Source organism: Nonomuraea sp. NPDC050680, assembly GCF_040654555.1.
Lineage (GTDB): Bacteria > Actinomycetota > Actinomycetes > Streptosporangiales > Streptosporangiaceae > Nonomuraea.
This window is the reverse complement of the sequence record NZ_JBFAIF010000001.1, coordinates 668,062-679,490: the sequence shown is the minus strand read 5'-3', so window position 1 is coordinate 679,490 and position 11,429 is coordinate 668,062. Positions and strand designations below refer to the sequence as shown.

Below are 11,429 nucleotides of genomic sequence, written 5' to 3'. Positions count from 1 at the left end.
ATCCCAACCGGGTCATCGACCTTCGTGATCGGGGGCACCCAGTTCGCCCTCCAGTACGGGCAGGGCTTCTACGGCTGGATCGGGGACGTGCGGATCGTCGCCCGGGCGCTCAGGCCGGCGGACTTCCCGACATAGGGCGACTGCCTCCGGACGACAAATTATTGAGGATCGCGCAGATTTTCGCACTCCGCAAGAATCATCGTCCACGAGGCGGCGGGCAGCCGCGCCGTCAGCCGGTCACCGTCGGCCTGTACGGTCAGCGGCCGCGGAAGGGCCTCCACCCGGTGCGGGTCGTCCCCGGCGGCGATCACCGAGGCCGACACCGGCCGGACCGCCGCCGGGAGCCGGGCGGTGAGGTCGAGGTCCTGGTCGGGTGACCGGTTGACGGCGAACAGCGCCACCTGGGACCCGTCGACGGTGGCCACCGCCGACAGCGCGGGCGCCTCGCCGTACCGTTCGGTCTCCAGGAGCGGCCCGGACGGCTCCACCCGCAGCACGGTGCCGCGCGCGTGCCGGGCCGTCAGCGCGAACGGGTGGAAGATCGTCTGACGCCAGGCCGGGCCGCCGGGCTCGGTCCTGATCGGCGCGATGATGTTGGCCAGCTGCGCCTGGCAGGCGATGCTCACCCGGTCGGCGTGCCGCAGCAGGGTGATCAGGAAGTCCCCCACCACCACGGCGTCGGCGGCGGTGAAGGTGTCCTCGATCAGCTCCGGCGCCTCCTGGAACGGCGAGCGCTCGCGCCCGGTGAACCGGCTCTGGTTCCAGACGTTCCACTCGTCGAAGGACAGGTTGATCTTCTTCTTGCGCCGGAGCTTCGCCCCGATGTGGTCGGCCGTGGCCACGATGGCCGAGATGTAGCGATCCATGTCCACGGCGCTGCAGAGGAAGCCGGGCAGGTCGCCGTTCTCCTCGTAGTAGTTGTGCAGCGACAGGTAGTCGACCGCGTCGTAGGCGTGTTCGAGCACGGTGGCCTCCCACGCGCCGAACGTCGGCATCCCGCTGTTGGAGCTGCCGGACAGCACCAGCTCGATGTCGGGGTCGACGAGCCGCATGGCCTTGGCTGTCTCGTTCGCGAGCCGTCCGTACTCGTGCGCGGTCTTGTGGCCGATCTGCCAGGGTCCGTCCATCTCGTTGCCGAGACACCAGAGCTTGATCCCGTACGGGTTGGTCACTCCGTGTTTGACCCGCAGGTCCGACCACTGCGTACCCGAGCGGTGGTTGGTGTATTCGAGCAGGTCACAGGCCTCCTGGATGCCCCGGGTGCCGAGGTTGACGGCCATCATCGGCTCCACCTCAGCGGCCCGGGTCCAGGTCATGAACTCGTTGAGCCCGAACGCGTTCGTCTCGATCTGCCGCCAGGCCAGGTCCAGCCGGGAGGGCCGATCGGGGCCGACGCCGTCCTCCCAGCGGTAGCCGGAGACGAAGTTGCCTCCCGGGTAGCGAACCACGCTCACGCCCATCTCGCGGGCCAGCTCCAGCACGTCGGTGCGGAAGCCGTTGTCGTCCGCCGCCGGGTGGCCCGGTTCGTAGATGCCGGTGTAGACACACCGGCCCATGTGCTCGACGAACGAGCCGAACAGGCGCCGGTTGACGGGGGCGATGCGGAAAGAGGGGTCAAGGGTCAGGTGTGCTTGCGGCACAGGTCAGGCTCCTCGGTAGACGCGTACGTAGTCGAAGTCGGCGTTGACGGCCGGCTGGGCCCCTCCGTGGGCGACCAGGCCGATGCGCACGGCCGCGTCCTTGGGGAAGGTCCACACGCCGCCCCAGGTCCAGGTCTTGCCGTCGCGGCTGGATCCGGCGCGGAACTCGTGCTCCCCGTTGGCCGGGTCCACGTGGTGCGCCAGCCGAAGCCAGGTGGTTTTGGCGGGCGGGCCGACGATGTTGCCGCCGTAGGACAGGCGGCCGGCGAAGGTCAGCTCGCGGCCGTACTCGACCTGGCGGGTGTTCCAGATGGCGACCTGGGACAGGCGGGCGAAGTCGTCGTCGGAGGCGTAGGCGACCAGCCCGGCCTGCTGGTAGTTGCGTATGGCGTCCTCGCCCAGGTCGAGCGTGACCTTGGTCTCCACGACGTAGTCGCCCTTGGGGGCCTCGCGCAGCAGCACCGACGCCTTGTTGCCGGTCCCGACCAGGTCGGTGCCCTGGACGGGCCAGCGCAGCACGCCCTGCTCGATCGTGGCCGCGGCGTCCTGCCGCACCCAGGTCCAGCGGGGGTCGAGCGGCCCGGTGAACTCGTCGGCGTCCAGCAGCCTGCCCGTACGCGGCGTCGGCGCCGCCTTGGTGACGGCCTTGAACAGCGGGGCGGCGGAGACGTTGTCGAAGTCGGCGCCCCCGTCGGCGACCAGCCCGATCGGGCCGTTCGCGCTGCCGGTGACGGTGACGCTCGCCTGCGGGTCACGGAGCCGGGCCTCGGTCACCTCGGCGGTGATCGTCCGTCCCTTGACGGTGACGGCCAGGTTGTGCCAGCTCGCGGCCCCTCCCGGCAGCGCCACCGTACGGGACGCGCCGCCCGAGGTCAGCGTCAACCCGTCGCGCGAAACGACCGCGGTCGTGCCGCCGATGCGAATCCCGGCGGACTTGTCCGTCTTCAGGTCGGTCTCGACGCGGACGTCCCCGCCGAGCGACTTGCGGCTGATGAGCGTGCCCTGGCCACGGAGATGTCCCTCCTGTACGGTCCAGCCGGCCGTGTTCCGCCAGCCCGACAGATCGCCCGCGAACCGATCGTCCACGACCCCGCGGGTCACCGGCGTCTCCCGCGACCGCTCGGAAGGCCCGGCCCCCGCCCGTACGGTCGGCCAGCCGTCGATCCAGTCCAGCCGGTCCAGCAGCATGGGCCGCTCGTTGATCCCGTACGGCTCGTCCAGGAACGGGTCGCTTCGATCGATGGCGTGGTAGAGCATCCAGTCCTGACCGGAAAGGTCGGTGAGCTGGGCGTGGTGGCCGGTGCCGATGAAGCGGTTGCCGTTCTGGTCCAGGACAGGAGTGCCACCGGCGCGCGAGGCCAGCAGCGGCACGCCCTCGCGGTCGACGAACGGCCCGCGCGGGCTGGTCGAGCGCCCGGCCAGCACCGAGTAGCCGGTGGTCGGCCCGGCGCAGCAGTTCGCCGAGGAGCCGAGCAGGTAGTAGTAGCCGTCATGGCGCACCACGTACGCGCCCTCGAACTTGTTGTCGATCGCGACCTGCTGCGGCTGCCCGGTGGCGTGCAGCCCGTCGGCGGACAGCTCGCTCACCCACAGGCCGCCGAAGAACCCGCCGAAGTACAGGTACTTGCGCCCGTCCACGTCGGTGAACTGCGAGGGGTCGATCGTGTTCCAGTACGAGTTGCCCGAGGGACGCGGGGCGACGACCGGGGCGTCGATGTGCGTCCATGGCCCGGTCGGCGTGGGTGCCGTGGCGGCGCCGATCGAGTAGTCCCAGTTGGCGGGCGTGGTGGCGGTGTCGGTGACGGTGAAGTACATGACGTATCGGCCGTCGAGGTACCGGATGTCCGGGGCCCAGAACAGACTGCCCGGCGCCGCGTACGACGGCAGGTTGTCCGGCCCGAACGCGTCGCCCACGTAGGTCCAGTTGACCAGGTCGCCGGAGCGGGCGATCGGCAGGTTGTGCAGGACCTTCTCGCCCTCGCGCAGCGGGTCCGAGGTGCCGTAGGAGTACCAGTAGCCGTCCTGCCCGCGGATCACCGACGGGTCGGCGAACGTGTCGGAGAAGGAGCCGGACACCGGATTGGTGAAGAGGGAGAGGATCAGCGTGGCAATGGCAGCCAAGTACATATGTCAGCCTTTCAGGCCGCTACGAGAGATGCCTTCGATGACGTACCGCTGGGTCAGACTGAAGAGGATCAGGACGGGGATGCTGGCCAGCACCGCGCCCGCCATGATCACCGGATAGTGGATCGTGTACGCGCCCTGGAGGATCGACAGGCCCGGCGGCAGCGTGAAGTACTCGGGACTGAAGATCACGTAGATCGGCCAGATGAAGTCGTTCCAGTTGGACAGGAAGCTCAGCACGGCCAGCGTGGCCAGCGCGGGCCGCGACAGCGGCAGCGTGATCCGCCAGAAGATGTGCCAGTGGTTGGCGCCCTCCATCAGCGCGGCCTCGTCCAGCTCACGCGGCAGCCCGACGAAGAACTGCCGCAGGAAGAACACCCCGAACGCGCCCGCCGCCCCCGGCACGATGAGCGCCGTGAGACTGTCCAGCCAGCCGAGCTGGTCGACGATCAGGAACTGCGGGATGAGGAAGACGAACCCCGGCACCAGCAGCGTGCCGACGATCATCCCGAACATCAGCTTCTTGCCGGGGAACTCCAGCCTGGCCAGCGCGTACGCGGCCAGCGACGACACCACGAGTACCAGCAGCATGTGCCCTGTGGCGGCGACGAGACTGTTGGCGAACCAGCGCAGCACCGGCGTGTCCGTGGTGCCCTGGAAGACCGTCCCGTACGCGGACGTCGTCGGCTCGGCGGGCAGCAGTGTGGGGGGCACCCGCGTGGCCTCGGTCTGCGTCTTGAACGACACGCCCAAGGCCCACACCAGCGGGCCCACGAACAGCACGGTGAGGGCCAGCAGGCCCGTGTAGCGCTTCATGACCGAGTCCTGAACAGCCGGAAGTTGACCACGCTGACCAGGATCAGCAGCAGCGTGAGCAGGTAGCTCATGGCCGAGGCGCTGCCCATCTTGTACTCCCTGAGCCCCTGCTGGAGCATGTACATGATCGCTGTCCGCGTCTCCCCGCCCGGCGCCCCCTGGGTCAGCAGGTACGACTGCCCGAACATGTTCGCCGAGGCCAGGATCGTCGTCGTCACCACGAACAGCGCGACGGGCCGCAGCCCCGGCAGCGTGACGTGGACGAACTCGCCCCACCGGCCCGCGCCGTCCACCTTCGCCGCGTCGTACAGCTCGCGCGGGATGTCCTGCATCCCGGCCAGGTAGATCACCGCGTTGAACCCGAGCGTCCACCAGACCGTCACCCCGACCAGCGCGATCCAGGCCCACGGCGTGGCGGTGGTCCAGGGGATCGGCGTGCCGAGTATCCAGGCGACCAGGCCGAGGTTCGGGTCGAGCAGCAGCCGCCACATCAGGCACACCACCGCCACGCCCAGCACGAACGGCGCGAAGAACAGCCCCCGGAAGAACGTCCTGCCCCGGAAGGGCCGGTTGAGCAGCAACGCCACCCCGAGCGGCAGCACGACCAGGAACGGCACGCTGAACACGGTGAAGATCCCGGTCGCCCGCATCGACATCCAGAAGTCGCCGTAGACGGGCGACTGGGCGTCGAACAGCGCGGTGTAGTTGTCCAGGCCGACGAACGGCTTGCCTTCGAGCATGTAGTCCCAGTCGTGCAGGCTCACCCAGATCCCGAACAGGGCCGGGGCCAGCACGAACACGGAGAACAGGATCAGGTACGGCGCCAGGAACAGGTACGGCGTCGCCTTGCCCGATCGGGGAACGCGCACCTCCCGCCCCGGCGTCTCCTCCGCCGCCCTCTTCGCCGAGATCGCGACCATCAGGCGCCGTACTTCTTCCGGTTGGCCTCGAGTATCTTGTCGGCCTTGGCGGCGGCCTCCGTGAGCGCGTCCTTGGGGCTCTTCTTGAGCAGGATCGCCGCGTTGATCGCCTGGTCGACGGCCGCGAAGGCGTCCCCGATGCCCGCCGCCGACGGCGGGAAGTACAGGTAGTCGATCTGGGTGCCGATCGTGGCCTGCTCCTTCAGCGCCGCGAACTCCGCGCTGTCGCGGATCGACTTGCGGGCCGGCACCTGGCCGCCCTTGGCCCACTCCAGCGAGTGGCCGCTGATCCAGTTGATGAACACCTTGGCCGCGGTCAGCTTGTTCTGGTCGGGCGTACGCTGCTTGAACACCACGAACTGGTGCGAGCCCGCCCACGCCGCCGGCTTCGCCCCGATCTGCGGGAGCGGCGCGACACCCCACTCCAGGTTCTTGATCTCCTTGAGGGTGTTGATGGACCAGATGCCGTTCCAGTTGAAGGCGGCCTTGCCGTTCTGCAGGGCGATGAAGTCGGCGTCCTGGCCGACGTTCTTGGGGCTGTAGCCCTTGTTGACGAGGTCGACGAGCCAGGTCAGGGCCTGCACGCCGGGGTCCTCGGCGAAGCGCGAGACGCTGGCGTCGTCGGCGAAGTGCTGGCCGCCGTTCTGGTAGAGCAGCGACCCGAACTGCATGCTTCCGGTGAACGGGAACGGCGTGGCCCAGTGCCCCTGGATGCCCGCCTTCTTCAGCGTCTCCAGCGCCGCCATGTACTCCTCGCCGGTCTTGGGCGGCTGCTCCGGGTCGAGCCCGGCCTGCTTCATGACCGTCTTGTTGTAGAAGAAGCCGAGCGGGTGCACGTCGAGCGGGATCGAGTAGCGCGCGCCCTTGTAGACGCCGGCCTTCCAGACCGGCGGGGAGAAGTCCGCCTCGGTGAGGCTGAGCGCGTTGGCCACGTCGTCAAGGGGCAGGACCACCTGACGTGCCGCGTTGGTGGCGACGCTGTCGACGTGCATGATGCCGAGGTCAGGGCCTTGACCTGCGGACACGGCCGCGGGGACCTTCGCGTAGTAGTCCTCCCACTTGTAGACGTTCATCGACACCTTGATGTTCTGGTGCTCGGCGTTGAACTGGTCCACCAGCTTCTTCATGACCGGGCCGTCGCCGCCGGTGAAGCCGTTCCAGAACTTCAGCGAGACCGAGGGCCCGGCGTATGCGGTGGGCGCCGCCGTGGTCGCCGGCGCCTGCGCCTGCTTGGGACCGCCGCCGCCTCCGCCGCAGCCCGCGGCGCCGATGACCAGCGCACCGAGGCCCAGGCCCAGTGCGTGCCGCCTGGAGAGATTATCGAGGGACATGCCAGATCACTCCTGCCAGTGAGGTTACGGACGTTCTACAACGTTGGTTCCAACGTTGTAAATTGTCTGGCGCCAGTTCGTTACATCGTTGTAAACCAGATAGGGTTCCGACGGCGAAGGGGGCGAGGGGGCATGGTGCGGCCGAGGCTGAAGGACGTCGCCGAGCTGGCCGGGGTGTCGATCAAGACCGTGTCCAACGTGGTCAACGACTATCCGCATGTCAGTGACGAGACACGCGCCCGGGTGGCGGCGGCCATAGCCGAGCTCTCCTACCGGCCGAACCTGTCGGCGCGCAGCCTGCGCGCGGGCCGCTCCGGTGTGGTCGCGCTGGCGGTGCCCGACCTGGACAACCCCTACTTCGCCGAACTGGCCACGCACGTCATCGAGGCGGCCGACCGGCGAGGCTGGACCGTGCTCATCGACCAGACCCAGGGCGACCGGACCAAGGAACGCGTGGTGATCTCCGGGATCCGCGACCACCTCATCGACGGGCTGCTGTTCAGCCCGCTCGCGCTCACGGGCAAGGACCTGGCCGGGCGCGACGAGCGTACGCCGATGGTGCTGCTCGGGGAGCGCATCGGGATGGGCCGCTCGCCCTACGATCACGTCGGCATCGACAACGTGGCCGCCGCGCGGGCGGCCACCCTGCACCTGGCCGAGCGCGGCAGGCGCAGGATCGCCGCCATCGGCGTGCAGCGCACGGCCGTCGCCGCGACGGGCCGCCTGCGGTTGAAGGGCTACCAGCAGGCGCTCGCCGAAGCCGGCGTCCCCGCCGACCCGTCACTGGTCGCGCCGGTCGCACGCTGGGGGCGCGCCGACGGCGCCGAGGCCATGAGCCGCCTGCTCGACTCCGGCGCGCCGGACGCGGTCTTCTGCTTCAACGACACGCTCGCGCTGGGCGCCCTGCGGACGCTGCTCAAGCGGGGGTGCGAGGTGCCGGGCGAGGTCATGGTGATGGGGTTCGACGACATCCAGGACGGCCGGTTCGCCACGCCCACGCTGTCGACCGTGGCGCCCGACAAGGCGCTGATCGCGCAGTCGGCGGTGGACCTGCTGGCCGAGCGGCTGAGCGGCGGGACGGGTAAGGCACATGAGGTGTGCGTGCCGCATCGACTGGCATTTCGGGAGAGTACGGATGTGCTGGGGGAAGAGCCTTCCCGAACGCTCAACTAGAACAGCCTTTCGCCGCGACGGCGACATTCGCGGCAGCGGTCAGTCGCCGCATGAGTTTCCGGTCGTGCGTGCAGTGGGACAGAACTCGCATGGACGACATGTGGGACGTGGCGATCGTGGGAGCGGGACCGGCGGGCTCGGCGGCGGCGCTGCGGGCCACGCAACTACGCCCGGAGCTGCGCGTGCTCCTGCTGGACAGGGCCGACTTTCCCCGTGACAAGCCGTGCGGCGACGGCATCGCCGCCCACGGGCGCGACGAACTGGCCCTGCTGGGGCTGCCGGCGCTCATCGACGACTACCGGCCCACTCCCCGCCTGACCGTGGTCTCACCGGGTGGGGTGCGGGTCTCCGCCGAGGCCGCGCGGCCCAATCACGTGGTGCCGCGCCGGGTGTTCGACGCTCGCCTGGTGGCCGCCGCGCGGGCCAGGGGCGTCGAGGTACGCCGCCACCGCGTCAAGGATCTCGTCTTCGACGGGTCCGGGGTGGTCATCGACGGGCGGCTGCGGGCCCGTACGGTGGTGGCCGCCGACGGCGCCGGCTCGGTCGTGCGCCGCCTGATCGGCCTGGCCGCCGCCGCCGAGAAGCACACCGCCATCGCCGTGCGCGGCTACGCCGACGTGCCCGAGGAGGACGATGTCCAGCTCATCGCCATGCAGAAAGCGGGCTGGCCGGCCTACGCGTGGTCGTTCCCCATCGGCGACGGCACCGCGAATGTCGGCTTCGGCATGCTGCTGCCCCGGCTGCGCGCGGCGGGGGCGCCCGGACGTCAGGTGCTGCACGGCAGGCTCGCCGAGTTGCTGCCCGACCGGCCCGCCCGCGATCTGCGCGCCCACCATCTGCCGCTCTCGACCGGGCGGCCGATGCCCGGCGCTGGACGGGTCCTGCTCGCCGGTGACGCCGCGGGGCTGATCAACCCGCTTACCGGCGAGGGCATCTACTACGCGCTGCTGTCCGGGCGGCTGGCCGGCGAGGCGGCGGTGGAGTCGCCGGGCGATCCGCTGGCGCTGTATCGGGGCAAGCTGCGCAGGGCGCTCGGAAGACACCTGCGCACCACCGACGTGCTGGCCCGGCTGGCCCAGTTCCCCGGTTTCATCGACGCGGCGATCGAGACCTCCGTGCGCCGCAAGGAGGTGTTCGACCTGCTGGTGGAGGTTGGGCTCGGGGCCGGGACGGTGCCCGCGCCGCTCGCGCTGGCCGTGGGGATGAGGTGGCTGCGCGGATCCTTGCGCGCTGGGCGGTGAGCGGGGAGTGGGGCCATGCGGTTACGCGGTGAGCGGGCGTGAGGGCGTGAGGGCGATGTGGGTTACGCGGTGAGCGGGCGTGAGGGCGTGAGGGCGATGTGGGTTACGCGGTGAGCGGGCGTGGGGCGATGTGGGTTACGCGGTGAGCGAGGCCCCGCCGGCGACCAGGAGGATCACGTCCACGGCCGCCACGGCGACGGCGGTGACGAACGGCACCCGTGAGGACCGGGTGGCCAGGAGCAGCCCCGTGGCCGCGAGGGCCGAGGCGGCGGCTACGGCCAGCCAGCCCGCCACGCCGGGGGCGGCGCCTCCGGGGCCGAAGACGAGCAGGCAGGTGGCGGCCAGCAGCGGCACGGGCACCAGGAGCCGTACGCGGGTGGCGCCCATGCGCTGCGGCCAGCCGCGTACGCCGGTGTCCAGGTCGCCCGCGATGTCCGGCAGCACGTTGGCCAGGTGCGCGCCCACACCGAGCAGCGCGGCGGCCAGGACCGCCCACCACGCGGGCCACGGTTCACCGGGCAGGCCCAGTGTCACGAAGGCCGGCAGCACGCCGAACCCCACGGCGTAGGGCACCCACGACAGAAGTGTCGCCTTCAGCCCGAAGTCGTACCCCCAGGCAGCCAGCACCCCCGTGAGGTGCAGCGCGCCCGCCCGCCAGCCGGAGGCCAGCGACAGCGGCACGCAGGAGGCCAGCGCCACAAGTGCGGCGATCCAGACGGCACGCGCGCTCACCGCGCCGCCCGCGACGGGCTTGCCCGCACGCCCGGCCGCCGCGTCCCGCTCGGCGTCGACCGCGTCGTTGCACCAGCCGATCGAGAGCTGCCCCGTCAGCACGGCCGCGCCCGCAAGCACGCACCCGACCGCGTCGCGCCCGCTGGCCACGGCCAGCGCGGTGACCAGAGCGGTCACGGCCGCGGTCGGGCCGGGATGGCACGCGCGCACCAGCCCGACGGCCGGTCGCCCCGGCCCATCGCGTACGACGGCGGCGGCCGCGGTGTCGGGGTCAGTCACAAGGTGATCGTAGACCGGGCGATCGCCGCCGAGAATTCCCACGCCATGCGTGGCTTAGATGACCATTTGGACGGGAAGCGTCGGAGCGAGAGTTGTCGGCTGCCGAGGGAGAACGCATGACCCGTATCGCCGCAGTTCGTTGTGCTTTCCCTCCCCACCGATACCCACAGTCCGAGCTCACCGACATGGCCGCCCGCGAGTTGCTGCCGGAGAACACCGACCGGCGCCTCCTCGACCGCCTGCACCGCAGTGCCCGGGTGGACTACCGCAATCTCGCCCTGCCCATCGAGCAGTATGGGAAGCTCAACGGCTTCGGCGCCGCCAACGACGCCTTCGTCTCGGTCGCCGTGGACCTGGGGCTCGAGAGTGTGAAGGCCGCCCTGGACGCGGCCGAACTGGAGCCGACCGACGTAGACATGATCATGTTCACGTCGGTGACCGGCATCGCCGCACCCTCCATCGATGCCCGGCTGGCGGCGGCGCTCGGCCTGCGGCCCGATGTCAAGCGGGTGCCCGTCTTCGGCCTGGGCTGCGTGGCCGGCGCGGCGGGCATCGCCAGGATCCACGACTACCTGCGCGGCTGGCCGGACCACGTGGCCGTGCTGCTGTCGGTGGAGTTGTGCTCGCTCACCGTGCAGCGGGGCGACTCATCGCCCGCGAACCTGGTCGCCAGCGCGTTGTTCGGCGACGGCGCGGCCGCCGTGGTGGCCTGCGGCGGCGGACGCGCGGCCGCCGGTCCCACCGTGGTGGCCACGCGCAGCCACCTGTATCCGGGCTCCGAGCACGTCATGGGATGGCAGGTGGGCGACACCGGGTTCCGGGTGATGCTGGACGCGAGCGTCCCGGCGGTCGTGCGGCGGTACCTGGCCGACGACGTGCACGGCTTTCTGGCCGGGCACGGCGTGACGGCCGGGGAGGTGACGGCGTGGGTGTGCCATCCCGGCGGGCCGAAGGTGCTCGAAGCCGTGTCGGACGTGCTCGGCCTGCCCGCGGACGCGCTCGACGTGACGTGGCGCTCGCTGGCGGCCAACGGCAACCTGTCCTCGTCGTCGGTCCTGCACGTGCTCGGCGACACCCTCGCCACCCGGCCGCCCGAGCCGGGAACCTGGGGACTGATCATCGCCATGGGCCCCGGCTTCTGCTCGGAACTTGTCCTGATCCGCTGGTGACCGC

The 11,429-nt window shown here is 70.5% G+C and carries 9 protein-coding genes; 3 read left to right on the top strand and 6 right to left on the bottom strand.

The features are described 5' to 3' along the window. Positions 1-158: 158 nt before the first annotated feature. Genes AB0H88_RS03265 through AB0H88_RS03245 form a run of 5 tightly spaced genes read right to left on the bottom strand, consistent with a single transcriptional unit; the run spans position 159 to position 6,831 of the window. Positions 159-1,640, bottom strand: coding sequence for an alpha-N-arabinofuranosidase (locus AB0H88_RS03265; RefSeq protein ID WP_357640632.1), 1,482 nt, complete (start codon positions 1,638-1,640; stop codon positions 159-161). A gap of 3 nt (positions 1,641-1,643) precedes the next feature. Continuing rightward, positions 1,644-3,761 carry a family 43 glycosylhydrolase gene (locus AB0H88_RS03260; protein ID WP_357640629.1) on the bottom strand — a complete coding sequence of 706 codons (2,118 nt, stop codon included), beginning with the start codon at positions 3,759-3,761 and terminating at the stop codon, positions 1,644-1,646. Positions 3,762-3,770: 9 nt separating this feature from the next. After that, positions 3,771-4,580 (bottom strand): carbohydrate ABC transporter permease, encoded by an 810-nt coding sequence (locus AB0H88_RS03255; protein WP_357640627.1) that lies wholly within the window; start codon positions 4,578-4,580, stop codon positions 3,771-3,773. After that, positions 4,577-5,500 carry a sugar ABC transporter permease gene (locus tag AB0H88_RS03250; protein ID WP_357640625.1) on the bottom strand — a complete coding sequence of 308 codons (924 nt, stop codon included), beginning with the start codon at positions 5,498-5,500 and terminating at the stop codon, positions 4,577-4,579. The genes AB0H88_RS03255 and AB0H88_RS03250 overlap by 4 nt, the downstream gene beginning before the upstream one ends. Continuing rightward, positions 5,500-6,831: an ABC transporter substrate-binding protein gene (locus AB0H88_RS03245; RefSeq protein WP_357640623.1), complete on the bottom strand. Its 1,332-nt coding sequence runs from the start codon at positions 6,829-6,831 to the stop codon at positions 5,500-5,502. The genes AB0H88_RS03250 and AB0H88_RS03245 overlap by 1 nt, the downstream gene beginning before the upstream one ends. A gap of 132 nt (positions 6,832-6,963) precedes the next feature. Here AB0H88_RS03245 and AB0H88_RS03240 point away from each other — a divergent pair, with 132 nt between their 5' ends. Together AB0H88_RS03240 and AB0H88_RS03235 are read left to right on the top strand one after the other, a co-directional pair. Then, positions 6,964-8,004, top strand: a complete 1,041-nt coding sequence (locus AB0H88_RS03240; protein WP_357640620.1) for a LacI family DNA-binding transcriptional regulator — start codon at positions 6,964-6,966, stop codon at positions 8,002-8,004. Positions 8,005-8,054: 50 nt separating this feature from the next. Beyond that, on the top strand, positions 8,055-9,245 hold the full coding sequence (locus tag AB0H88_RS03235; protein WP_357640617.1) for an NAD(P)/FAD-dependent oxidoreductase: 1,191 nt from the start codon (positions 8,055-8,057) through the stop codon (positions 9,243-9,245). A gap of 135 nt (positions 9,246-9,380) precedes the next feature. Here the strand turns inward: AB0H88_RS03235 and AB0H88_RS03230 are convergent, their stop codons facing one another. Continuing rightward, a complete protein-coding gene (locus AB0H88_RS03230; RefSeq protein ID WP_357640614.1) occupies positions 9,381-10,256 on the bottom strand; it encodes a UbiA family prenyltransferase in 876 nt (291 codons plus the stop codon). A gap of 92 nt (positions 10,257-10,348) precedes the next feature. Here AB0H88_RS03230 and AB0H88_RS03225 point away from each other — a divergent pair, with 92 nt between their 5' ends. Beyond that, the gene (locus tag AB0H88_RS03225; RefSeq protein WP_357640612.1) at positions 10,349-11,425 is read left to right on the top strand and encodes a 3-oxoacyl-[acyl-carrier-protein] synthase III C-terminal domain-containing protein; all 1,077 of its coding nucleotides are present in this window, start codon (positions 10,349-10,351) and stop codon (positions 11,423-11,425) included. Positions 11,426-11,429: the final 4 nt, after the last annotated feature.

What these genes read in the sequence shown, in the direction of transcription:
- AB0H88_RS03240 (WP_357640620.1), top strand. Translation starts at nt 6,964, where the DNA reads ATGGTGCGGCCGAGGCTGAAGGACGTCGCCGAGCTGGCCGGGGTGTCG.
- AB0H88_RS03255 (WP_357640627.1), bottom strand. Translation starts at nt 4,580, where the DNA reads ATGAAGCGCTACACGGGCCTGCTGGCCCTCACCGTGCTGTTCGTGGGC.
- AB0H88_RS03250 (WP_357640625.1), bottom strand. Translation starts at nt 5,500, where the DNA reads ATGGTCGCGATCTCGGCGAAGAGGGCGGCGGAGGAGACGCCGGGGCGG.
- AB0H88_RS03235 (WP_357640617.1), top strand. Translation starts at nt 8,055, where the DNA reads ATGAGTTTCCGGTCGTGCGTGCAGTGGGACAGAACTCGCATGGACGAC.
- AB0H88_RS03245 (WP_357640623.1), bottom strand. Translation starts at nt 6,831, where the DNA reads ATGTCCCTCGATAATCTCTCCAGGCGGCACGCACTGGGCCTGGGCCTC.